22 protein-coding genes and 3 pseudogenes are annotated in these 22317 nt (G+C 72.9%); 3 read left to right on the forward strand and 22 right to left on the reverse strand.

The features are described 5' to 3' along the window. Together ACFVVX_RS15280 and ACFVVX_RS15285 are read right to left on the reverse strand one after the other, a co-directional pair. Positions 1 to 2645: AAA family ATPase (locus tag ACFVVX_RS15280; RefSeq protein WP_387945489.1), on the reverse strand; the 2645-nt coding region annotated here is incomplete at its 3' end. Between the two features lie 16 nt (positions 2646 to 2661). Further along, entirely contained in the window at positions 2662 to 4194 is a 1533-nt protein-coding gene (locus ACFVVX_RS15285; protein ID WP_387945491.1) for an esterase/lipase family protein, read from the reverse strand. A 135-nt stretch (positions 4195 to 4329) separates the two neighbouring features. Between ACFVVX_RS15285 and ACFVVX_RS15290 the strand changes: the two are divergent. Both ACFVVX_RS15290 and ACFVVX_RS15295 read left to right on the forward strand, forming a co-directional pair. After that, positions 4330 to 4548 (forward strand): annotated as a pseudogene (locus ACFVVX_RS15290) (transposase); the annotation flags it as partial. 10 nt (positions 4549 to 4558) lie between these two features. Next, a pseudogene (locus tag ACFVVX_RS15295) lies at positions 4559 to 4888 on the forward strand (IS5/IS1182 family transposase); the annotation flags it as partial. A gap of 73 nt (positions 4889 to 4961) precedes the next feature. Here the strand turns inward: ACFVVX_RS15295 and ACFVVX_RS15300 are convergent. Next, entirely contained in the window at positions 4962 to 6605 is a 1644-nt protein-coding gene (locus tag ACFVVX_RS15300) for a recombinase family protein (protein ID WP_387945493.1), read from the reverse strand. A 383-nt stretch (positions 6606 to 6988) separates the two neighbouring features. On the opposite strand from ACFVVX_RS15300, the gene ACFVVX_RS15305 reads away from it, so the two are divergent. Then, positions 6989 to 7210 carry a hypothetical protein gene (locus ACFVVX_RS15305; RefSeq protein WP_387945495.1) on the forward strand — a complete coding sequence of 74 codons (222 nt, stop codon included), beginning with the start codon at positions 6989 to 6991 and terminating at the stop codon, positions 7208 to 7210. Positions 7211 to 7315: 105 nt separating this feature from the next. Here the strand turns inward: ACFVVX_RS15305 and ACFVVX_RS15310 are convergent, their stop codons facing one another. The 19 genes and pseudogenes from ACFVVX_RS15310 to ACFVVX_RS15400 all read right to left on the reverse strand — a co-directional run bounded on the left by ACFVVX_RS15310 (position 7316) and on the right by ACFVVX_RS15400 (position 22255). Further along, entirely contained in the window at positions 7316 to 8239 is a 924-nt protein-coding gene (locus ACFVVX_RS15310; RefSeq protein ID WP_387945497.1) for a DUF317 domain-containing protein, read from the reverse strand. Continuing rightward, positions 8236 to 9714: a DUF317 domain-containing protein gene (locus ACFVVX_RS15315; protein ID WP_387945499.1), complete on the reverse strand. Its 1479-nt coding sequence runs from the start codon at positions 9712 to 9714 to the stop codon at positions 8236 to 8238. The genes ACFVVX_RS15310 and ACFVVX_RS15315 overlap by 4 nt, the downstream gene beginning before the upstream one ends. 29 nt (positions 9715 to 9743) lie before the next feature. After that, a complete protein-coding gene (locus ACFVVX_RS15320; RefSeq protein ID WP_387945501.1) occupies positions 9744 to 10160 on the reverse strand; it encodes a hypothetical protein in 417 nt (138 codons plus the stop codon). Between the two features lie 497 nt (positions 10161 to 10657). Next, entirely contained in the window at positions 10658 to 11272 is a 615-nt protein-coding gene (locus ACFVVX_RS15325; RefSeq protein WP_387945503.1) for a hypothetical protein, read from the reverse strand. Positions 11273 to 11479: 207 nt separating this feature from the next. Beyond that, positions 11480 to 11854: a hypothetical protein gene (locus ACFVVX_RS15330; RefSeq protein ID WP_387945505.1), complete on the reverse strand. Its 375-nt coding sequence runs from the start codon at positions 11852 to 11854 to the stop codon at positions 11480 to 11482. Between the two features lie 32 nt (positions 11855 to 11886). Continuing rightward, the gene (locus ACFVVX_RS15335; protein ID WP_387945507.1) at positions 11887 to 12438 is read right to left on the reverse strand and encodes a hypothetical protein; all 552 of its coding nucleotides are present in this window, start codon (positions 12436 to 12438) and stop codon (positions 11887 to 11889) included. Between the two features lie 382 nt (positions 12439 to 12820). Further along, complete coding sequence (locus tag ACFVVX_RS15340; protein WP_387945509.1) at positions 12821 to 13591, reverse strand: DUF4259 domain-containing protein; 771 nt, start codon at positions 13589 to 13591, stop codon at positions 12821 to 12823. Positions 13592 to 13625: 34 nt separating this feature from the next. After that, positions 13626 to 14156 carry a hypothetical protein gene (locus ACFVVX_RS15345; RefSeq protein WP_387945511.1) on the reverse strand — a complete coding sequence of 177 codons (531 nt, stop codon included), beginning with the start codon at positions 14154 to 14156 and terminating at the stop codon, positions 13626 to 13628. Beyond that, the gene (locus ACFVVX_RS15350; RefSeq protein WP_387945513.1) at positions 14153 to 14956 is read right to left on the reverse strand and encodes a hypothetical protein; all 804 of its coding nucleotides are present in this window, start codon (positions 14954 to 14956) and stop codon (positions 14153 to 14155) included. Before ACFVVX_RS15350 ends, ACFVVX_RS15345 begins: the two co-directional genes overlap by 4 nt. Next, positions 14953 to 15642, reverse strand: a complete 690-nt coding sequence (locus ACFVVX_RS15355) for an HAD family hydrolase (RefSeq protein ID WP_387945515.1) — start codon at positions 15640 to 15642, stop codon at positions 14953 to 14955. Before ACFVVX_RS15355 ends, ACFVVX_RS15350 begins: the two co-directional genes overlap by 4 nt. Beyond that, a complete protein-coding gene (locus ACFVVX_RS15360; RefSeq protein WP_387945517.1) occupies positions 15639 to 16862 on the reverse strand; it encodes an MFS transporter in 1224 nt (407 codons plus the stop codon). The genes ACFVVX_RS15355 and ACFVVX_RS15360 overlap by 4 nt, the downstream gene beginning before the upstream one ends. Positions 16863 to 16906: 44 nt before the next feature. After that, entirely contained in the window at positions 16907 to 17164 is a 258-nt protein-coding gene (locus ACFVVX_RS15365; RefSeq protein WP_387945519.1) for a hypothetical protein, read from the reverse strand. A 187-nt stretch (positions 17165 to 17351) separates the two neighbouring features. Next, positions 17352 to 18200 (reverse strand): hypothetical protein, encoded by an 849-nt coding sequence (locus ACFVVX_RS15370; RefSeq protein WP_387945521.1) that lies wholly within the window; start codon positions 18198 to 18200, stop codon positions 17352 to 17354. 8 nt (positions 18201 to 18208) lie between these two features. Then, a complete protein-coding gene (locus tag ACFVVX_RS15375; protein ID WP_387945523.1) occupies positions 18209 to 19135 on the reverse strand; it encodes a helix-turn-helix domain-containing protein in 927 nt (308 codons plus the stop codon). Between the two features lie 49 nt (positions 19136 to 19184). Then, the gene (locus ACFVVX_RS15380) at positions 19185 to 19544 is read right to left on the reverse strand and encodes a hypothetical protein (RefSeq protein WP_387945525.1); all 360 of its coding nucleotides are present in this window, start codon (positions 19542 to 19544) and stop codon (positions 19185 to 19187) included. Positions 19545 to 19561: 17 nt separating this feature from the next. Next, positions 19562 to 20170, reverse strand: coding sequence for a DUF4913 domain-containing protein (locus tag ACFVVX_RS15385; protein WP_387945527.1), 609 nt, complete (start codon positions 20168 to 20170; stop codon positions 19562 to 19564). 381 nt (positions 20171 to 20551) lie between these two features. Further along, on the reverse strand, positions 20552 to 20887 hold the full coding sequence (locus ACFVVX_RS15390; RefSeq protein WP_387945840.1) for a hypothetical protein: 336 nt from the start codon (positions 20885 to 20887) through the stop codon (positions 20552 to 20554). 127 nt (positions 20888 to 21014) lie between these two features. Next, positions 21015 to 21527 (reverse strand): annotated as a pseudogene (locus ACFVVX_RS15395) (DNA cytosine methyltransferase); the annotation flags it as partial. A 182-nt stretch (positions 21528 to 21709) separates the two neighbouring features. Next, entirely contained in the window at positions 21710 to 22255 is a 546-nt protein-coding gene (locus tag ACFVVX_RS15400; protein ID WP_387945529.1) for a hypothetical protein, read from the reverse strand. Positions 22256 to 22317 lie beyond the last annotated feature (62 nt).

Consider the following 22317-nt stretch of genomic DNA (forward strand, 5'->3'; position numbering starts at 1 on the left):
AGGGGTTCGCCCACCTGGGTGCCGGTGGCGGGGTCCCAGATTCGCACCGTCCTGTCGCTGCTGCCGGTGGCGAGGCGGGGGGTGCCGTCGGGCGCAGTGAACACCGCCACCGCGTTCACCCAGCCGGTGTGGCCTGCGAGTTGGAGATGGAGTGGTCGACGGCGAACTGTGCCGGAGGTCAGTGCTGGGGGCCATGTTGCGGGGTGGTGGGTGTGGGGTTCGGCGGGGGGTGGGGTGCCTTGGATATAGGTGGTGCCGAGTCGGCGCCACCACCGGCGCCAGCCGATCGTGTCGTGGTCCTGTTGGTCGGAGTCGGTCTGCCGGACGTGGTTCTGGAGGAGCACGGTTCCGGCAATGGCGGGCGGGATTGTGTTCGGGTGCAGGCGGCGGTGAAGGGGAGTGGTGATGATGCCGGCAAGGTCGAGGGTGTCGAGGACGTCGGGGTGGTCGGCGAGGAGGTGTAGGGCTCCGGCGGTGTGGCCGAGGCGTGCGTGGGTGATGAGGTGGTGGCGGGTGTAGGGGCTGACGTCCTCGGGCCGCGGGGTGGTGCCGCCGCTCGGGGGCCGGGTTTCGAGGGCGCGGCGGGCATGGCGGGCCAGAGCGGTGGTGACAGCTGCGTGGGCGGAGGGGGTGTCGGGGGCGGTGGTGAAGTGTTCGGTGAAAGTGTGGTGGGCGAGGCGGTAGACGCTCTGGCCGTGCTCCTGGTCGAGGGCGAGGTAGGGGGCGGCGTCGCGGACCAGGCCGGGGATGCTGCCGCCGGGGGTGACCGCGCCATCGGGTGTGAGGGCGTCTGCGGCGGTGGCCCAGATGCCGTCCTGGTCGGGCAGGCCGCGGCCTTGGGCGAGGCCGAGGGCCCGTAGGAGGGGGGTGTAGCGGGGGTCGGTGCGGTGGAGGCGTTCCAGGGCTCGGGTGAAGAGCTGGCGGTGGGTGCGGCCGATCAGGGGGGTGGGGTCGGTCAGGAGCGCGGGGTCGTTGAGGAATTCGTGGGCGGCGAGGCGGACGTAGAGGAACTGCTGGGGCTCGGTGCCGCCCTGCTGTTGGTGGTCGGCAACGAGCTGGCGGACGGCGGCCTCGATGGTTGCTTGGTCGGTGTCCAGGGCGCCCCGCTGCCGTGCGGCGTGGAGTTTGGCGCCCAGGTACCCGGCGAGCGCGTCCTGGCTCTGCGTCACTTCCACGTACTGCAGGTCGGTTCCGTCGGAACGGGGGTGCAGGGCGTCGAGGATGTCGGTGTCGTCGGGGGCTGGTTGGTCGGGGCCTTCGTGGGTGGAGCGGCGGGTGCCGACGACGATGCGGACACGGGGGAGGGCGGCGAGGTGGCGCAGGAGGGTGTCGGCGAGGGCGAGGGGTTGTTCGGCCTCGTCGAGCGCGTCGAAGAGCAGGGTCAGTGGTTCGTGCCGGTTGCGGAGTCGTTCGAGGAGCCGGGCGGCGAGGTCGGCGGACGGTTGGCCGTCGGCCGATTCCCGGGCGAGGTCGGGAAGGTCGGCTGTCTGGGCGACGAGTTGGACGGTGCGGGTGAGGGTGAGTCCGGAGAGGTGGACGGTGAGGTCGAACGGGTTTTCCGGGCACGGCACTTCGAGCGGTAGGGGCTTCAGGTGGTGGTGGCGGACAAGGACGTCGCGCAGCCGTGGGTTGGTGTGCTGGAGGACGTGGCCGATGAGGGCCGATTTGCCGGAGCCGGCGGGGCCGGTGACAACGAGGGCGCCGCTGGTGGCGGTGGCCAGCCAGTGCAGGATCTTGTCGATTTCCTCGGTGCGGCCGTGGAAGTACCAGGCGAGTTCGCCGAGTTCGGCGCCGGATGCCTTGGGGAGGAAGTGGCGTTGTTCGTCGGCGGGCAGTCGGTCGATGACGGCCCGGAGTTCGGCGATCTGGTCGAGGGATGCGGAGACTGCGGAGGCGACATCGGGCACCGTGCGGACCAGCCTGTCGCGGTGGTCGTCGATGGTATCGGCGGCGCGGTACCCGCGGAGGTCGCGGGCGAGCTGGCTACCGAGTTCGGCGAGGCCGATGGTCTTCTGCCCGAGGAAGGTGATGGTCAGGGCGTGTTCCAGGGCGCGGGTGAAGTCGCCGAGTTCGGCGTGGCCCTCGGCGGCGGTGGACAGCAGCAGGAACCGGTCGGCGCCGCGGTACTCGGTGATGAGGGTGCTGTGCACCTTGCGGGCGAAGTCCTGGGAGAAGCACGCGTCGAGGACGACGATCGTCCAGCCGTCCTCCGCGTCGGGATGCAGGCGGCGACGGCCGATGGCGCGGGCGACTTCCTCCGGGTGGACGCCGTCGTCGATAGGGGCCGGGGTGCGGTGGTGGGCAAGGTGGTCGGCGCTGCCGTGGCCGACCCAGTAGAGCACCGTGTTGCCGCGGTGGGAGGCGTTGAGGCGTTTCCAGTCGCCGAGCCGTTCCTCGACCGCCTGCCGGTCCCGATCCTTCTCCGGAACTGCCCACCGGTTGACGTGCAGACCGTAGGGGGCGAGCAGTTCGGCGATCGCCCGCACGTGTGCCTCGGTGTCCAGGTCGGGCAGGAGGTCGTGCTGGTAGGCGGTGAAGTTGACCGGGAACAGCTCGACGCCCACGCCTTCGCCGGGATCGGCTGTCGCGTAGCCGACGTCGGCGGGAAGCGGGTCGGGCGGGGTGTCCGAGTGGTGAGTGGTCATGGGTGGACTACCGGGTTCAGGCGTCGGGCGGGGTGACGAGGACGAGTTGGGTGAGGGGTGTGTGTCGGCCGGTGTCCAGGGTGACCCGGTACAGGTCCGGGGCGTCCGCGGTGAACCGGGCCGACAGGGCTCCGTCGCTGCGGTCAAGGTCGCGGCGCAGGGTCAGGGGGTGGCCTGGGCGGCCGGTGGTCGCGGAGCGCACGCTCAAGGTGACGCCGGCGGGGGAGTCGAGGCCGGTGGCGGTGAGGGTGAGCGGTTGTCCGAGTGTCCCGCCGAGGTGGGGGGTCTCCAGGCCGGGCCCGTGGCCGGTGCCGTCGCCGAGGTGGGGGCCCTGCGGCCGTTCCAGGGTGATGCGGCGGATCTGCCGCAGCACCTCGTCGTGGCGCATCAGGGTGCCGTGCTGGCCGAACACGTAGGTAACGGCGTCGGTGCCGGAGCGGGCGGAGGGCATGTGGACGGTGCTGTCGCCGGAGACGTCGCGGCGGGCGGGGATGCCGGTGGCCGGGTCGCGGACGAGTTCACCGTCGTCGCCGACGTCGAAGGCGTAGCGGCGGCCCGCCACGACCGAGAGGTCGGCGCGTTCTTCCTCCAGGGTCTGCACGGTCGGCTGGGCCTCGCCTACGAGGGCCCGGTGCCCCGGCAGGACAAACCCGCTCGCGCGGTGGCGGGCATGCTCGGTCAAGGAGCGGGCGGCCAAGTCCCGGTCGCCGCCGAACCGGGCCACGTCGCCCGGGGTGAGGCGCTCGACGTCCAGACCGCGGTCCAGGCAGCGGTAGCCGGGCAGCAGGTCGTGGACACCGGGCAGGGTCGCCGCCATCGCCTGCACCCGCCGCACCAGCCGGTCCGGCTTCGCCCTGGCATGCAGGAGGTTCAGCGCCAGCACGGACTTCGCCGAGCCCAGGAACGGAGTCCCGACGGTGACCACCGCCCTGGTGTCGGCCGCGAGTTCCGGGTCCTGCTCCAACGCGGCCCGCACCACCAGCCCGCCCATCGAGTGCGCCACGAACACCAGCCGCGGCCGCGCCCCGCCGGCCGCCCGCCACCCGGGCACCGCCACCACCCGCTCCCGCCACCGTTCCAGATGCGCACGGGCCGCACGGGCCAGTAGCGCGCCGTTGTAGGAGACCGCCAAGCGCCAGTCGTAAGGGAAGGGCGCCACCGCCTCCCGCGCCAGCGTGACCTTCTCAAGGAGTTCAGACGTCTTGCTGTAGGGGTCCAGGCCCTGGAAGACGGGAAGCCACCACGGCCTGGCCAGCAGTCCGGTGGCGCGGATGCGGGTCAGCGGCGCCCGCCGGGCGGTGTCGGCGTTGGCGGCCTGCTCCTGGACGTTCGCGTGCAGGGCGGCGAACAGGGCCTCGCCGCTCAGCGTGCCGGTGAGCGCCGCGAGATCGGCGCCCCACAGCGGGCGGCCCGTCGCGGTGTCCTCCAGGACGCTGCCCATGATGCCCGGCACCACCACGCACGCGTCCCGGGTGCGGTCGTCGAACACCGGCGGCACCCCCGCGAACGGCACCCCGTGCCCCCACCCGTCAGCCCCCACCGTCCCCATGCCGTCCGACGATAGAGGAGCACACCCGCCCGGGTCCGGGCTTCAACAGAATCGTGCCGCCTGGCCCCCTGCGTGGTGGCGACTCTCCCCTCCGACTCGCCGCCCGGGGAACGGGCCCGGGGCGTTGGCAGTGCTGTGGAATACAGGGTCGATCTGGCCGATGCCCAGTGGGCACGAGTCGAGCCGCTGCTGCCGGTGAGCAGCGGACGGTGCGGGCGGTGGCGGGATCACCGGCAGGTGGTGAACGGGGTGCTGCACCGGATCCGCACCGGTGTTCCGTGGCGGGATCTCCCCGAGCGGTACGGGCCGTGGAAGACGGTGCACGAGCGGCACCGGCGCTGGTCGGCGGACGGTACCTGGCAAGATGCTCCTGGAGCGGGTCCAGGCCCAGGAGGACGCCGCTGGGACCATCGGCTGGGACATCTCGGTCGACTCGACGGTCGTACGCGCGCACCACCGCGCCGCAGGCGCCCGGAGCACCCCGCCGTCTGCACCAGGCGCAGGCCGCACTGGCCGGGCCGCGGTCGAACGGCCGGCGGGTGGCGGCGGAGCTGCAGGCGAGGCGCTTGGCCGCTCGCGCGGCGGTTTCACGACCAAGATCCACCTGAGCGCGGACGGCCACTGCCGAATCCTCTCGCTGGTCATCACACCGGGGCAGCACGCCGACTGCACCCAGTTCGAGCCGGTCATGGACAAGATCCGCGTCTCGCGCGATCGCCTGGCGCCTCCGCCGCACCGCACTACCGCCCGTCAGATCGCTCGATCGCCTACGCCGCCCGCGCGGGAACGATCTCGTACTTGTCCGCCGACGGGGTTCCGCGCCCCCGCCGGACCAGCACCTGCTTCACCACCGTCCGCAGCAGCCGGTTCCGCTGGTCGGGGCTGGCGAGCTCCCATTCGGCGCGGATCCCGAGAAAACTCGCCGAGGGCACCTTCTGCCCCGCCCCGTGGACCTCGGCGGACATGTGCTCTTCCGTCAGCCTCTCCTGGGTCTCCAGGCGCCTCGCGGTGATCTTCTCCTGTTTGCGCCGGGCCGCCTCGATGCTGATCGCACCAACCGACACGGCGTTCGCGAGGTTGTCCTCCTGGCGATCGAGTTCGGCAAGCACGCTTGCGGCGCTGGCTCGCACCGGCAGCGATACCGGGACCGGCCGGTGGGCTCGTGCGATGCGTTGCTCTAGGTCCGGCGGCGGAGCGGCCTGTTGTTCGAGCCAGGTCACGATGTGCTCCTCGACGTGTTCGAGGTTGCCGTAACCCGACTCCGGGCAGGTCCCGAACTCCGCATGGGTACGGCAGCGCCAGGTCACGTCATGCGGATGCGGCCGGCCGCAGACCGGCGGTCGGCGCTTCTTCTTCGCCCGCAGCAGCGGCTGCATCGACACCCCGCAGGGCGGGCACCGCATCAGTCCGCTCACCGAGTATCGCGCCTCGTGCCGGTCCTCGATTGCCGCACGCTTCGGCGCCTTCCCCCGCCGGGCCGTGTACCGGTCCCATACGTCCTCACAACGCGCCCGGTCCCCGATGACCGGCTCATGCTGCCCCGGAAGATAGAGCCCGAACTCCTCCGGCCTCCGCGACCGATTCCGTCTCTTCTGCGGCACCCCGTCACGGTCCGGCACCAACTTGTACAACTGCTTCGGCAGCCGGTACCGCACGAACCCCAGCCCGAACCCCGAATCCAGCACGTCGTACAACCGCCCCACCGACACCGGCAGACCCGTCACCGGATCCACCACCCCCGCCGCATGCCACTCCCGCACCACATACCCCAGATTGTCCCCAGCGGCCGCCCGTTCGAACGCATCCGCCAGCAGCGGACCGAACACCGGATCGACTTTCAGCACACCCACCCGGCAGTCCTGGCACGTCTCCAACGCCACCCCGCGCCTCTTCGGCGGACACGTGTCACACCGGTAATACCCGAACCGGCCCTGATTCGCATGCGGCAGCCCCCGTCGACGCCGGCTAGCCACCGTCTCCTTCCACGTCTCCGACAACTGGTCCGAGAACAGCTCTGCGATGTTCAGCATCTGTCGGATCGCGAACCGCCCGATCACCGTCCGCCCGTCGAAGTCCTCCTTCGCCGCCCGGACCTCCACTCCCAGCTCCGTCAACTGGTCCAGGTTCTTCAACGACTCCAGCGTGTTGCGCCCGAACCGCGACCACACCCACAACACCAGGACCTCGAACTCGCCACGCTCCGCCATCCCCACGATCTCCGCGATCTGACGATCACTGAACCCCCGCCCCGACTTCCCCAGATCCATCAGCGGAGCCCGCACCAGCATCAGCCCCTCCCGGTCTACCAACCCCCGACACTGATGCTCCTGCAACTCCGGACTGATCATCTCCTCCCGAGCCACACTCACCCGGATGTAGATCACCGCACGACGACGTGTCCCGGCGGTCATGATGAACCCTCGGCTTCCACAATTCCGACCTCCGCATTACGCCGAGCAGCGATGAGGGCCGCAACTATGTCCCAGAACGCACTCCAACAGTCCTCCGTGCCACTTTCCGAAACAGTCTCACTTCCCAAGCAATACCACCCCTTACGAATTACCCACTGGCTGAACAGGATTCAAGAACGCTATGCCAGGGGGGCGAGCTAAAACCTAAAATGGACCACGCCACCTCTGCCTCCAACGGCCCCGGTTTCCTTGCCGGAGCTGCCGAAGATTGAGCCCCCTGCCGCCTCCCCACCACCGCCGCCCGGCTCCAACCAAGTCTTGGGGTGAGGCGCGAGGGAGGCAGAGGCATCGGCCTATGGCGGCGCGCCCAGTGGGGCCGGTTCGTGGAGTTCACCGTCCGCGGAGCCTTCGAGGGCAACCTGTCGGCGTCCTTGACGCGCAGCGATTCAAGGGGCGACGGGCTGGACGATCTCCAAGGTGATGTGGTGGTCGCCGGCAGCTTCCCGACCTCGATGTTCTGGGACCTCGCCGCTGCGCTGTCCGGCCTTGAGCCGGGGGACTGCCTGATCGACGAGTGGAAGCTCGACACCTTCTCTCTGCTCTGATCCACCGGGACGGTGACCCGGTCGGAGGGCGGTCGCCCTACTCGGCGGGGAGGCGAAGTCGTCGGAGTACTGCGATCGCGTCCGGCGACAGGACGCCCGGCTCACCTACCGCGAGACCGCCTGGCGGATCCCGCCGCGGACGAAGGCCGGGCCGGACTGGGCCGAGACGGAGGGTCGGGCCGAGCGGATCAGGGGGGAGCCGGCGTGGGCTGCCAGTGCACGGCTGCTGCCGCGTACGGGAGCGACCGGGGTCACGGTGGCGCACGCCGGTACATGCCTGAGATCGTTGCCCTCGCGGCGGATCGGGGCCGGGTTGACGACGGCGCCGTAGAGGCCGGCGACCAAGCGCGTCGGGGTGGCGGATGACGCGGTGATCCACCAGCGTTGCTCGTCTGTACCGCCGTTGACGATCCAGCGGGCTGTGGCACCGGACAGTTCGCTCGCACGGTCCAGGTCGCCAGGGATGTGGTGGACCTCGGCGTAGCCGTCGGGGGACTGCGAGAACGCGTAGGGAAGCCGCTCGTCCTCGACGGTGTTCCAGCCCGCGGCGACGAGGGTCTCGTCGAAGGCGACCGGATGGTTGTCCGTCAGGTAGGCCGCCGGGCCTTCTGCGTGCACGCCGACGAGAGCGCTGGCGAAGTCGGCCACGATCTCGGCCGGCGTGCGGTCGCTCATCGTGACGAGCCATGCGGCCTCGCCATGGAACGGGTCGCCAGCCGCGGTGGCCTTCCACAGCGGGCCCGGGGTCTCGGGGAGGAATCCGAAACGGATGCGCAGGTCGGGACTGGCGAGGTAGACGTTGGCGACATCGTCGCCACCGTGGAGCCACCGGGCGGTGGCGAGGCGTTGCAGCGCGGTGTCGGGTACGCCCGAGCCGGGGGCGAGGTGGCGCGGGGCGACGTGGTACTCCCGCGAGGCGTTCAACGGGTGGCGCGGGGAGGACGGGTCGGGGGCTGGGTCGGTCAGGGGATCCTCCTGGAGGGCGGTGTCGTTGATGTGGGAACGCTGGAGGTGCGAGTTGTCGCTCAACGGGGCCGGCGCCGTGCCCCAGTGGGAGCGTAGGGGCCGCGGTGGTCGCCTCGGTGGGGCGCGGCGGTGGTGCCTTGCTGCGCAGGGCCGCGGCAGCGGCTGCGGGCGGCCAGGGCGGCCGGCGACCGCGCGGCGTCGGGTGGGCCGACATGCACGGCGCCGAGGAACTGGGCCGGGATCCGGTCGGGACGGCGGACGACCGGGTCCGGGTCGGTGACGGCGAGCGCCGCGGCCCGTACGAGGTGCAGGGGTGTCAGCGAGGACAGGCCGACACGCCAGCGGTGGCCCGGCGCACCGGTGACGTCGATGGACGCTCCCCAGTGGGTGGTGTGCGCCAGCGCGTCGGAGACGGTGGTCACGGGCGTGAGGAGGCCGTGGGTGATACGGGCGGTGGCGTGCCCGTCGGGCGCCACCAGATGCAGGTCGGCGTCGTCGGCGTGGGCGATCCACCCGGCTGCGGTCAGTGGTTCGATCGCGTCGCCGACGCTCATGCCGGGGCCGGGAACGAACGTGGCGTCGGTGCCGAGGTCGATGTCGGCGGTCAGCGAGTCGGTTAGGTCCCGCAGCCACGCGGTGGTGATCTCGGACGGCACGGCGCCGCTGAACTCCGTGGTCCAGGCCAGCCGGTGGCTCGGCCCCTGCGGGCCTGCGGACACCTTCAGGTTCTGGCCGGGAGCGGTAGTGACGAGTCCCCGTCCGCAGGAGCTCTCCACCCGCCCCGGCCGGGTCCGGTGCCACAGCGCGGAGGCTGCTGGAAGGGGTGTCGACCCGCTGCCGGCGCCCGCCAGGCGGCGTGGCGAGACGAGAGCGCGGTGCGCGGTCCACAGCGGCGCCGGGTCGGCCGAGACCCGAACCCTGTGCGCGGTGGGCAGTTCGTCGAGAGACCGGACGGCTGGCCGCAGCAGAGTGGCGGCGGCGGTCTGCAGGAGGACAGCGGGGGTGCGGGAGCTGAAGGTGACAGTCCAGGTGCCCCGCTCGGCCGCGCCGGTCAGCACGGTGGGGGCGTCGTCGGAGCTGAGAGGGCGGGTGAGCGCACCGAGGCGGTCGGGGGCCAGCAGGACCTCGTGGCCGTCCCGGTGCTGCGGTACCCAGCCGGCCCGGCCCAGGACGCCGAGTGCGGCGTCCGGGCCGGGCATGGCGTACAGGACCTCCTGGGGCTGGTGCTGCAGGGCGTGCGCGAGGGCGTAGAGGACCGCCGCGGCGATCTCGGACGGTGCATGGTCGTCGAACGTGGCCGTCCACCCGGATCGGGTCCAGTGGCGGCTCGGCACGGTGACGTCCCACTGACCCGTCGCCGGTCGCCAGGCGAGATGGGCCTGGCCGTCGGGGCTGGCGAGCAGGACCTCGTCATCGTCCATGGGCGGGGGGACGCGCCAGCCGAAGTGGGTGACGAGGTTGAGGCCGAAGTCGGGGGTGCCGCGGCCCGCCAGGTGGAGCGGGCGGACGAGAACATGGTCGGCGGGGGCAGTGGGCACGCGGGGCTTTCTGGTGATCGACCCGGCGGTCAGCGGCCGGGCACGGAGGTACGGGAAGCGGGTGCCGTCGGCCGCGCAGGCGGCGCGGCCGCTGACGGGCTCGTGGCGAGGATCCGGGTGCGAGCGCGGGCGGCTCCGAGTCTCGGGGAGGACGCAGGCTCGGCGAGGGACTCTGCGGCACGGCGGAGCACGTCGTACTGATCGGCCGGGGACCGGGCCGACAACTGGCGCAGCAGGGCGGGGATACCGGGGTCGAACAGCGAACCGGCGCGAAGTCCTGCGGCGGAGAGGACGGCTTGCACGGCGGCGGCCTCGACCAGCGGCGCCATTTCGTAGTCGAGTTCGACACGGTCGCAGACGTACTCGCCGCCACCGGCCAGGGCCTCCACCACGTCGTACGACTCGTCCGCGAGGCGTAGTTCGGCGACGAGCAGCAGGGTACGCACGGCGTGGCGCAGGACGGGGGAGTCGGTGCCGTGACTGGTAAAGGGCAGGCCCGCAGTGGAGTCGATACCTGCGAGCAGTTGCCGGATCGCCTGGTCGTAGCGGGGCAGGAGGCGGTCGGTGACGGCGGAGGCCGCGCGGGCGGGGTCCGGGTCGACCGCGATGCCGTGGGGCGTCGAGTCCTCGTGGTCGTAGGAGGAACCGAGGGCCTCGGGCAGCAGAGCGGCGACGATGTACTGCCCGGCGTGCGGGTGGGGCCGGGGCAGGACGAGCAGTTCGCGCCCGCCAGGGCCGCGCAGGAGCCCGGCGCGGTCGTAGACGAAGGTCTGGAGAGCCCAGGAGGCGTGGGCGAGGTCCCACAGCCTGGCGTGGACGTGGTTACGGGCGTCGTTCGTGGTGAGCGGGGTGGCGGACGGCGTCCACCGGTCGGGCAGACGGTCTGCGAGTGCCTCGGTGAACGCGGCAAGTCCCTGTCCGGGCGCTGCGGTGGGGGAAGTGGTCAGGGTGTGGCCTTCCGGGCGGGTCGTGGCGGGGGAGTTGCGGGTGCGGTACTGGGACGGGGTGCGAGGGGGCCGGGTGCGGTCCCGACGACGGTCCCCGGAGCGGCATGGGTGCCGCCGCGCGCGGCTGCTGCCGCGCGGGCGCTCGGTGAGGTGCGCGGCTGCGGGAGCGGCGCGTCGGGGTCCCGGGTCCAGGTGCGGGCGGCTTCGACGGTGGGGAATCGGCCTTCGCGCAGGGTGTACGTGTCGTCGTCGACCTGGCGCCGCTCGTGGAAGACCCGTACCGGCAGCTGCGGGTCGTCGGTGCGGGTGTCGGTGGCGATGACCCAGATGTCGTACGGCTCGGTGGTGTACGTGTAGTCGTCGTGGACGGTGAAGCGCTCCGGGCCGGTCTCGCGCAGCAGGGTCTCGACGCGCCGGGTCTCCCGGTCGGCGGGCCCGATGGGGGTGAGGGAGGTGAACCTTTCGGGGGCGGCCCCGCGGCCGACGAGCCAGCTCTGAGCCATCGCCACCAGCGGGAAGGAGGCGGATTCGATGGTGAACACGCCGGTGGTCCGGTCGCGTTCGACGTGGACGGCCCGCAGCGACGCGAGGCCCGGGACGGCCTGCCACACGCTGGCGGTGTCGAACGCGACGTAGAAGCTGGTGGTCCGGTCAGCGGTGTGCTGGTCGGACAGGGTGATCAGCTCGGTGGCGATGACGGAGAGATGGTCGGCGGTGTGCTCGCTGGCCGAGTCGCCGGGTTCCAGGTCGCCGGTGCCGAAGTGGGCTGCAGTGCTGCTGGGGTGTGTCGGGATGGCGGGGGTCTTCCGGTGATGGGGTCAGCGCCGCCGGACGGGGGTCCGGGGCTGGTCGGTCGCGGCACGGGGCGCTGCCGCCAGTGGGGCCTGGGCGGTGCGCCAGCTGCGGGCGAGGGCAGCGGAGCGTCTGGCGGTCGTGGTCGGCGGGTCTGCTACCCGGGCTCGCAGCCAGGCCAGGGCCTCCCAGGCGTCGTCGGCGCGGTGCAGGCGCACGGTGTAGGTGCCGGCCTGCTGGTCGCGGGTGATCCGGGCGGCTAGGACACTGTGCGGGCCGGCGCCCAGGAAGTTGCTCGCGGCGAGGCCGGGCTCGTGCTCCTGGGCGAAGACGAGGTCGCTGGCGAGCAGGATCCGGGCGTTCGCCATGTCGTCGACACCGGCCGCCTCCAGGCCCGCCAAGCCGAAGTCAGCTCCGCCGGGCTCGGGCCCCTTCACCGGCCGGTGCGTCGGGACTGAGCCCTCCCGGGAGCAGGGGAGCTGCTCGACGGCGGCAAGGGGTGTTCGGTGGCCGGAGAGAGGCTCCGCGCAGTGGAGGCAGACACCCGGTCGGCGGGGAAGTAGGTCCGGTGCCAGCCGCCGAGGGCGGTGTGCAGGTCGGTCAGGTGCCCGAGGAACTCGACCGATGTCCGGTTGTCGGGCTGCTCCCCGTCCCGCTTCGTCCGGCTGAAGGTGTCCAGCAGGCGGGCGACGCCGTGGGAAGCTCCCCTGAGCGGGACCGGGATCCGCTGCATGGTGGAGACCGCGTCCAGGACGGCCGGATGACCGCCGATCTCCAGCGCCCGCTCGACGGTGATCCCGACATGATCCTGCGCGAGTTCGGGGGCGGCGGCGTAGGAGACTCGGAGGGCCGAGAGCCAGACCGGCCACAGCTCGCGGGCAGCCGTGGTGGTGGACTGCCGGCTGATGTCGTAGTCACCGGTGGGGGCGAGCAGCCGTGCGTCCTGCAGCCGCCGCAGGTGCCGGTGGACTTCGGTGTCGTCCATGCTGTCCGTGGCGGGCGGGCCAGCGGCCCGGGCACCGGGGTCCTCATGGTAGTTCACTGCGAGCAGGACCCGGACGGTGCCGGGCGGCGCCAGCAGTTGCAGGGCCTGCCGGGCGTGGTGAGTGGGCTTGCTGGCCAGGTGGTCTCCAAGGATTGGGCCGGCCGGAGGCCGGATGGGGCAAAGCCGGGCCGCAGCGACTGGTCGCGGTGTCGGGCTCATCGGCTTCGTGCTGCTCGGGGTTCGGCCGTCGGGGGCGGCGGGGAAGCGGCGGAGAGGCCTTCTGCCGCGGCGGCGGCGGCGGTGGCGCGTGTGCGGGAGGCGGTGGCCCGCAGGCTCTCGTCCGCCGGAGCGGTCGTCGCCTGGTACAGGTCGAGCAGGGCGGTCAGGTGGCGGTGGCGGTCGGCACGTTGGGCCATGGCCGGGCCGAGCGCCGGGGAGACCGAATAGGCGGGAACGTCGCGCGGGTGGAACTCGCCGCTGGCGCCGAGCGCCACAACGTGGAGCTGGCTGCGCATGGCGTCCAGGGCCTGGAGCGAGAGGTCCGCGGCGGTCTGCACGTCCTTGTGCGCCTGGTCCAGCTGCGGGCGGCCTCGACGATCCGTTGCACGAGCTGTCCGGCGGCGCCGTCGTCGCCGTAGCCTGGAAGCGCGCGCAGCCGGTCGACTCCGAGATCCCGGAGGGCCCTGCCGGTCCCGATCTCGTGCCGCAGGAGCGGGCCCGGCGTGTAGGCGACGGTGTACGGGGTGTCCGGGTCGAGGACGGTCCGCAGGCGCTTCAGGCCGTCCAGCCACTGCTCGCCGACCTCCCGCTGCCCGGCACGGTTCCACGCGTCCATGTCGAACTGCACGTCGCCGAGCACGCGGTCCAGGGCACGGGCCGCCATCGGACGCAGGTGCTGCGGCAGGTCGGGGATCGGCTGCTTCGGGCGGTAGCCGGAGGAGACGGCGTCCGCACCGCCCGGGTACTGGGCGGCGACGAGGAAGGCCGCCGCGATGGCCTCGTCCCGCAGGTGGTAGCCCTGGCCGCCGGCGAGGTAGCGGGTAAGACGCGCCTCGATGACGGTGTGCCGCTCGTCGGGGAGGGCGTGGTCGACCTCGTCCCCGAACTGCTCGGCGTGGTCGCTGTCGAACGGGCCGATGCCCCAGGTGCCCAACGGGTGGATCCTCCTCGGTGCGGGCGGTGCGCGCTCAGTGGCGCACTGCGCCGGTGGTGGGTGCGGGTGGGCCGGAAGCTGGCAGCCGCGCAGGCGGGTGGTAGACGGCGGGGGCGGCGCCGGTGCGCGACAGCGCGGCCTCGCGGCGCGCGTGGTCGGCCGTGGTGTCGGGGCGTTCGGCCGCCTGCCGGTAGAGGAAGACGGCCATGCCGAGCTGTTCGACGGCGAGGTGGTAGCGGGCGGCACGCGTCTCGATGTCGTTGCCGAGATTGCGCAGCAGGCCCCAGGACTCGACGTCGCGGTGGTCGCCGTTCAGACTGCGGGTCACGCGTCTGATCACGAGGTCGGCAGCGCGGCGCAGTTCGTCGTCGGCGTCGTCCACACGCTGTGCGTGACGTGCGAGGGCCCGTGCCAGGCTGCGCAGTTCACCGGGCTCGGGGTGGCGATCTTCCAGCCCGTAGGTGTCGATGCCCAGGCGTTCCAGGACGATGAGCCGGCCGGCGAAGGCGGGTCTGCCGTCGACATGGCGGGCGGGCGCCGGGCCGCGGGGCGCAGCGGTGCTCATCGCCCTACCCTTGGGAACTGCTGGATGCCGGCCACCGGCACCGGGGCCTCGCGCTGCGCGGCGGCGACCGGGGAGGCCTGCCGACTGGCGGCACCGACGACTGCGGCATGGAGGCGGGTGCCAGCAGGGGTCAGGCGCAGCTTCTGCCCCTGGTAGAGGCTGGTGCGGGTGTCGGCCTCGACGAGCTTGCGCTTGATCAGGGCAGTGACCGAGACGGCGCTGACGGGCTCGGACGTCGTGACGCTCGCGTCGCCGCGAACGCTGCTCGAACGGAGGTAGACCCGGCCCCGGGCGACGGCGTCCAGGGCCTTGCGCTGCGCCTCGTTGAGCTTGGCGGGGCGCAGCGGCGCCTCGGCGACACGGGCGGTGGCTGGCCCTTCCGGCTGGACGGGCGGCGCGGGGGGTGGGCCGGCGACGAGGATCTTGTGGAGTTGGGTGAGGGTATCCTGGTGCTGGTAGAGCTCGGCGCGCCGGGCGCAGAGCAGGTCGAGCGGCAGGGCGCTGCTGCCGATCAGGCCGTGGGTCTGCGGCAGGTCGACGTCCTTGCCGTCGACGACACGCTGCATGTCGCGGCGGATGCCGGTGGCCAGGGCGACCATGTTCTGCTGGACGTGGTCCAGGCGCCGGGCGGTGCTGCGGACCTCGCCGGCGGAGCGGCCGAGCGGGGTGTCCTCGTCGTCGTGCCAGCCGGGTATCGAGACCAGGCGGTCGACCCCGAGTGCCTTCAGGACCAGGGCGGTTCCGACCGCCGTCGGTTCTGCGGCCGATACGGCGGGGGCGGGTTCGCCCGGCCGGGTCACGCGCGCGCCCCGACACGCTCGGACACGACGGCCAGGCCGATCTCGACGGCCTCCTCCAGTGTGTCCACGAGCGGTGCGCCGTCGGCGGCCAGCCGCTCCGCGCTGTGCAGACCTCCGGTGTGCAGTACGGGGACGGCCCCCACGGCGCGGGCCGCGGCGGCGTCGTCGCAGCTGTCGCCAATCACTACCACCCCGGCCGGGTCGACGCCGGGCCCGAGCGCGCGTAGGTGCGCGGCCAGGGCCGGCGCCTTGCTGGTGACCGAGGGGCCGTGGCGGCCGTCGACGCGGTCCATCAGCGCGCCGATACCGACGTGGTGGACCTCGCGCTCCAGCCGGTCGTGCGGGGCGAGGGACAGCAGGGACTGGCCGATGCCGCGGGCGCGAAGACGCATCATCAGCTGCCGGACGCCGGTGCGCAGCCGTACCGGGCGGGCGTCCAGCACGGTCAGGAACGCGGAGTCGTTGGACTGCCACTCGGCGTCGGTGATCGTGCGGCCCAGCAGCTCGTCGTAGAACGCGCGGATCGGCACCCGGTGCTTGGCCCGGTAGGTGTCGGCGCTGACGGGCCGGCCGCCGAGGGCGGGCAGGGTGGCGTTGAGCGCGGCGACGTGGTCGGCGAGGTCGTCGCGGACGGTGCCGTTCCAGTCCCACACGATGCGGGTGCGGGTGGTGGTGCGGTGGGTCAAGCGGTCTTCTCCCGTGGGGTGTTGGCGGGGGCGAGCAGGTCGTTGCGGGCGAGGAGGGCGGCCGCGGCGAGGGCGGCGGCGAGGACCGGGACGGCGGCGACCGCGGCGGTGCCGTGTTCGGCGAGGCGCCCTGCGAGCGCGGTGCCCAGGGCCTGGCCGACGCCGATGACCGCGATCATCCAGGCGGCGGCCTCCGTGGCGGTGCCCGGTGGGGCGAGGCGCTCGGAGAGGATGAACGAGTTCGCCAGCAGCGGCGAGAGGTAGAGGCCGGGGCAGGCGCTCAGAGCGACCACCGCGGCCGACAGCGTGGTGAACGCCAGGGGCGCGAAGAGAATCGCGTACCCGCCCGCGGCGCAGAGCAGTTGCCGCGCGAGCGGCATCGACCAGGGCGAGCGGGCGTAGGCGAGGCCGCCGAGCAGGCTGCCGACGGCGAGGGCGGCGGGCAGCAGTCCGGCGAGCCAGCCGCTTGCGTGCCGGTCGGCGAGAGCGACGGCCAGCACGTTGAACGCGCCCAGGTTCACGCCGAGCAGCGTCATGGAGGCGAGCAGGAGAAGCAGGCCCCGTGAGCGGAGCGGGCCCGCCCAGTGGCCGGCGCGCCGCCCGTTCGGCGCCCAGCGGGCCGGGTCCCGGAGAGCGACGGCCAGGGTCCCGGCTGCTCCGGCCAGTGCGCACGCGGCCAGCGCAGCGGCGGGCGAAAGGAGTTGGCACAGGCCGGTGGCGAGGAGCGGGCCGGTTACGAACACGCTCTCCTGGCTGACGGAGTCCAGCGTGTAGGCGGCGTGCTGGGCGCGGGGGTCGGGGACCAGTCGCGGCCACAGGGCGCGCAGTCCGGCCTCCAGCGGCGGGGTCGCGGCGCCGGCGAGGACGGCGAGTGCGGCGGCGGCCACCGGATGGTCGGCGCAGCCGATCAGCGCCAGGGCCGTGAACGCGGCGCCGGAGACGGCGGCGGAGGTGGCGGCGACGAGGGCCAGCAGGGTGCGGTCGACGAGCCGTCCCAGCAGGGGCTGGCCGATGGCGGCGGCAAGGCCGTAGAGGGCGGCGAGCGCTCCGCCGAGGAGGACCGGGCCGCCTGCGGCCCGGACGGCGAGCAGCAGGGCGATCGGCGCCATGGCGGCAGGCAGGCGGCCCACCAGGGTGCCGGCGAGCATGGCGGCGACGTGCGGTCGGGCGAGAACGTCGCGCATCCCCGGGCGGGAGGAACGGACGGGGGAGAGGGGCATGGGGGAGGAGGTGTCTCCTGACGGGCGGATCGGCGGGCGGTGGCTCAGCTGCCGGGGGCCTGGCGCAGCGCGGCAGCGGCGGCGCCGAGGTGGGCGGCGGCGCTGGTGAGCAGGGCGGCGGCCCGCAGGCGCCCGGCCTGGACGAGCCCGGCGGTGTCGGTGATGCCGCTGTCGCGGTCGGCGAGCTGGTCGAGGACGGTGGTCATCGACCCGCCGGCGGAGAGCAGCGACTGCAGGGCGGACTCGATCTGCGACAGGGCGGTGCGGTGCGCCGCGGCCGGCGGCTCGCCGGCGTCGACCACGGCCGCGGCGGAGGCCGCGACGGTGGCCGGTGCACCAGGACGTGCAGGAGGTTGCGGCTCAGCAGCAGCGCCGGATCCTCGGCGCGGTGCGGCAGGTCGAGGGTGCGCGCCAGGGCCTGCACCTGCTCGGACTCCTCCGCGAGGTCGGCGGTGAGCAGGGCGTTCGCCTCGCGCTGGTCGGCAGTGGTCAACGGCTTCTCCGGACGGTCGGCTGGGCGGTGGCGGGTGCGACGACGGGGGCGCAGGGCCCGGCGGCCCGGGCCGCGGGGGAGACACCGAGGGAGGCCCGGTCGGGGTCCGGGCCGATGTCGAGGTGGCGGCGCATCCCGGCGGAAAGGTCGCCGACGTGCCGTCGGACGGGGGACTCGGAGGCCAGGAAGCCGACGACCGCCTCGACGAGGATGTCCGGGCAATCGCCCGCCATCGCCGCCTCCCAGCCCTCGCCGTCCATGCCGACCGTGACCAGCCACGCACTGGCGCCGGGCATGCACAGGACCTCCGCGAGACGGTCGGGGGAGACCATCCGCACGATGTCGGTACCGTGCCAGGAATCGGTGCCGATCCAGCGGGCTTCGGCGAGGTCGTCGATGGCACCGTCGACATCCGCGCGGTCGGGTGCACCGTCCACCGCGACCTGGGCGGCCTCGACCAGGGCCTCGGCGACGGCGGCGGTGACCTCGTCGGGCGCTGCGGCACTCAGGACCACCCGCCAGTCCGGCCCTTCGGCATGGAGCACGTCCTGCTGCTGGAACGCCTCGGTGGTGGCGAGCGCGATCTGGATGCCGCCCCGGGTGAAGCCCACAGCCCCGTCCGCAGGCATCGGGTCCCATTGCGCGTCGCGCAGGACACGGCGGGCGGACGCGGTGGGAGTGGAGGTGGCGAGCGCCAGGTAGGCGGGTCGGACGCCGACGAGGTGTCCGCGCTGCCAGTCCGGCCGGACGAAAGGCCTGGTGCCGGGAGGGGCGCCCTTGGCGGTTGCGGCGCGGCGCTTGCGGGCCGCGCTGTCCGCGGGAGCGGGGAGCGAGACGGATTCCATGCGAGTCCTCAGCGCAGCTGGGCGGCGGTGGAGTTGGCGACGGGGGTGGGCGGCGCGGGCTGCGGGGCCGGCTCGTGACTGAAGACGAGCGCCGCGGCGACGGAGCGCAGAGAGGCGGCCTGGGCGCGGACCGATGCCCGCTCGGCCGGGGACGCAGACACCGCCGCCCCGTGGATCGGCGCGGGCGTGCCCGCCGCCGACCGGGCGGGCGCGGCCTTCGGGGCCAGCTCGGCGGGCGCGTGGACGCGGGTGCTGGTGCTGTGCGCGGGCCAGGAGCTGCGGTCCGCGGGCGGGATGTGGCGCTGCGCCCACTTGGTCAGGGCCTTCAGGGGTTCGGACAGCGCCTGTCCGGCCGGGGCGAGCCCGTAGAGGTAGTTGCGCACAGTACCGGTGCGCTCGACGATCCCGGCCTCTTCCAGCTGTGCGAGACGCTGGTAGAGGTTGCTGGGGTCGATGCCTGCAGGCAGCGTGGTGTCGAGGATCTCGGAGGGGTAAACCGGCTCGCCCTCCGCCATCAGCGCCATGACCGTGGCCACGCTGTTGGTGCGGTTGAGCGTGGCCAGCGCCTGCTCGGTGTACGCGCCCAGGCCCGTGCCGACCTGCGGGGCCTGCTGGTGGGCGGAGGCCCACTGGGTGAACGGGATCTGGATGAACAGGGCCTCGCGGCCGGCGCGGGTGAGTGTGACGGCGGTGCCCGCCGCCTCGTTGCTACGGGTGAGCAACCCGTCCTCCTCCATTGCCGACAGCCGGGAGGCGAGCTGGCCCTCGCTCATCCACGGCGTCTGCTCGGCGAGTTCGGCGACCGAGAGGGTGTCGCCGCTGCGCTTGAGGCGGCGCAACACGGCGATCGTGTTCTGCGGGCCGAGGATCGACAGGGCGTTCTGCAGCCGCTGGGCCTGGGGGCGAGTGAGTACGACAGAGGTGGAGGCGGGCATGCGTGGTCCTTCGCGGTGATGGGTCGTGCGACGGGCAGGCGCGGGGGTGTCAGGCCGCGGGGCTTGCGGCACCGAGGAGTTGCAGGCGGCGGGCCGCCGTGTTGTAGACCTGATGACCGCTGCGGGGGCCGGCGGCCACGAGGTAGATGCCGCCGCCGGAACCGGAGGCCGGGGTAGGCGGGCGCTCCTGGTAGGCCAGGCGCCAGCACCGGTCGGCGTCGAGGTAGACCTTCCGGCACCCCGTCAGGGCCCACAGGCCGCGCCGCCCGAGGACTGGTCCGCGCTGCTGGCAGGTCACCAGGCGGCGCAGGTGGTGGACGACGACGTCATGGAGAGCGACGGGGAGGCTGCCGAGGCCGGTGAGCGCCGCCGGGTGGGCGTCGAATTCGAGGATCGCGGCGGCAGTCACGGGTGTGGGTCCTTGGTCTAGGCGGGCGGGCGGATCGGTCCCGGCTGCGGCAGGGCGTCGGGGTCGGTGAAGACGGGTGCGGGCAGCAGGCGGTGGCTCAGGTGGTCGGGGTTGGTGGTACACGCCGCGAACGGCCCGTCGGGGCTGCGGAGTTTGAGCAGCAGCGGCTCCAGGTGGTCGCGCTGCCACACGCTCGGACCCGTGGCGCCGGAGCGGGCGTCCGTCAGCTCCTGCCAGGCCAGCCAGCAGTGGTGGATGCGGGCGAGAGCCTCGTCGTGCTCGGGCCAGCGGGTGCACCACGGCCGGCCGGAGGTGATCTCCTGTCCGTACACGGCGAGGAGGATGTGGTCGACCCAGGGCGCCATCGTGGCGACTTCGGCGGCGAGCGCGTCGTCGTCGAAGGCCAGGATCGTCAGAGGGCCGGTGTCCGGGTCGTCGTCGGGAGCCTCGTCGGCGGGCACCTCGTCGGCCTCCTGCGGCTCGTACTCCTCGGAGAGCCGGTCGGCGACCACGGCGAGCGAGTCCCGTTCGGCCTGGAGCCGGGCCAGGGTGGCCCGCCACTCGGCGAGGGTCTCCGGGGTGACCGCGGGGCGTTCGGGTAGATCGGCAGGGTTGGGGGGCGTCAACGGCGGCTCCGGGAAGGTCGGTGGGTTCGTCGATGGGCAAGACTCTGCCCGCCGACCAACTCCTTGTGCGGGAGATATCGGGTGGTGTATGGGCGTCGAGAATTCAGTCGGAATGGAATTGGTGATCCCCGCATAGTGGAATTCCTGTGACCAGCAACTCGGCTGCCAGTGCAGCTTGTTGGGGAACGACTCCATTTCCCAGGGCGGTGAGCTGGGCCGACCTGGAAAGGCCTGTGATCTGTGTCACCCACCCTTTTTTGAGGCCCATAACCCATTCCACGAATGCGGGCGAGAGGCGCCCTTTGGAATCGACTGGATCGGGTGCCGGGTGAGTGGCGCGCTCCCACCGGGCGATGGCCGGGGCATAGGCGCCCCAGCGGCTCAGCCCTGTGGATCCGCGTCGTTGCCCATCGGCAGCCGTGTCTGCCCCGGCAGTTGGCTCGGGGTATCGGTGTTCCGGCGCCCCCGCACCGTCCCGTGCTGAGCAGTCGGCGCCGGTTGCAGTCTCGCCGCGGCGAACGGCAGGGTCAGATCGCCCTTGCTCCCGCGTTGGTTCGGACCGCCCTTCGTGCCGTCGCTGGCCCGAGGCGTCGGCAGCAGGTGCTCCACCAGGTCGCTCAGGTTTGGCCCGTGGCCGCCGGCTTTGCGCCGGTCCGGGTGTTGGGAGCCGCCGATCGTGCCGAGGTTGGAGGTCGGGGTGAGCAGCAGCGTGATCACATGCCCGAGGTCCTCCCTGCCGGGGTCCGGGCCCTTGAAGTCCCTCGCGCTGGGGGGCGGCAGGCCAGGCGGCGATGAAGACCCGCTCCCTGCGGTGGGGCGCTCCGACGTCGGAGGCTCGTAGAACCTGCCATTGCGCATCGAACCCTGCGGTGGCCAGGTCTGCGAGTACGGCACCGAGTGCCCGCAGATGATGTTGATCGCCGGTGTCTCCCAGACACCACGCGCAGGGTTCCATACCGCCATGGGCTGGCGAGGAGGCGGAAGTGGAGAGCAATCCGCGGACGTTTTCAAGAACCACCAAACACGGTTTGAGAGTTGAGATGGCGCGGGCGATGGTGTGCCACAGGCCAGAGCGGGTGCCTTCGGCAAGCCCCGCTCTGGTGCCGGCGACGGAGACGTCGGTGCACGGGAAGCCGGCGACAAGCACGCACACCGGCTCGACGGTGCGGAAGTCCACCGCTGTGATGTCGCCCAGATTCGGCACCTCGGGCCAGTGGTGGTCGAGGATCGCGGCGGCGGCCGGGGCGGGATCGGCGTGCCAGGCGATCGTGCCGCCGAGGACGGACTGGACGCCGAGGTCGAGTCCGCCGTAGCCCGAGCACAGGGAACCGATCCGTATGCCGCCCGGCCCCGTCATCGGAGCTTCCGGGCGGTCGTGCCTGCGGCGGCGAGCGGGTCGCGGTGGGCAGTGCTCGTCGCGAGGCACTGGGCGGCGTGGGCGAGAGCGGTGGCGACGGTGTGGAGCAGGGCGGACTGCTCTTCGACGGAGAGGGAGGAGGTGGGCAGGGGAGGGCTCCGGTAGGAGGTGTGTGGGGGAGGTCAGTGCCGCCGCGGTGCCGGGGGCACGGCGTGCGGGGCGGCAGGTGCTGGATTCGGGACACGGTCCTTGCGGAACGGAACGCGCAAGGAGGTCCGCAGCCGGGCCGCGGTGCCGCGCTTGTCCGGGGCCGCGGCTGCGGCCGGTGCCGGGCGGGTGCGGGCGGCGCGCGGTGGCTGGATGTGCTGGCGCAGGTGGATGGAGGCCGAGGAGAGGGCCTTCGCGGCATCCCGGTAGAGCCACTTGGCGTGGTCGACGGCGATCTCCGTCGCCGACTGCCCCTGCGCGGCGAGGACCAGTTCCATCACCTCGCAGAGGCGGTGGTCGGCGAGGGCGGACGACGAGGAGGAGCGGGCGGTGGCCAGCGTGCCGCGTCGGGCGGCGGCGGCGTCCTCCGGGGCGGCGTACGGGGCGGGCTGTTCGGCAGCGGCCTGCAGGAGCGCGGTGCGGATCGTGCACAGCGTGATCAGTTGCAGGACCACGAGCCCTACAGGGGGGAGGTGGCCGGCCTCCTGGGGCTGGGACCAGGAGGCCGCGGCGTCGTCCATGGAGTCGGCCAGGAGGATCAGGTCGGGGCGGTCAGCGAGGGCGGGCAGGAAGCGCTCCAGGT

This window comes from Kitasatospora sp. NPDC058170, assembly GCF_042883905.1.
Taxonomy (GTDB): domain Bacteria; phylum Actinomycetota; class Actinomycetes; order Streptomycetales; family Streptomycetaceae; genus Kitasatospora.

Bases quoted from the DNA above. Each gene is read 5' to 3' on its own strand.
- ACFVVX_RS15285 (WP_387945491.1), bottom strand. From the start codon at position 4,194: ATGGGGACGGTGGGGGCTGACGGGTGGGGGCACGGGGTGCCGTTCGCG.
- ACFVVX_RS15300 (WP_387945493.1), bottom strand. From the start codon at position 6,605: ATGACCGCCGGGACACGTCGTCGTGCGGTGATCTACATCCGGGTGAGT.
- ACFVVX_RS15335 (WP_387945507.1), bottom strand. From the start codon at position 12,438: ATGGACGACACCGAAGTCCACCGGCACCTGCGGCGGCTGCAGGACGCA.
- ACFVVX_RS15345 (WP_387945511.1), bottom strand. From the start codon at position 14,156: ATGAGCACCGCTGCGCCCCGCGGCCCGGCGCCCGCCCGCCATGTCGAC.
- ACFVVX_RS15360 (WP_387945517.1), bottom strand. From the start codon at position 16,862: ATGCCCCTCTCCCCCGTCCGTTCCTCCCGCCCGGGGATGCGCGACGTT.
- ACFVVX_RS15370 (WP_387945521.1), bottom strand. From the start codon at position 18,200: ATGGAATCCGTCTCGCTCCCCGCTCCCGCGGACAGCGCGGCCCGCAAG.
- ACFVVX_RS15375 (WP_387945523.1), bottom strand. From the start codon at position 19,135: ATGCCCGCCTCCACCTCTGTCGTACTCACTCGCCCCCAGGCCCAGCGG.
- ACFVVX_RS15400 (WP_387945529.1), bottom strand. From the start codon at position 22,255: ATGGACGACGCCGCGGCCTCCTGGTCCCAGCCCCAGGAGGCCGGCCAC.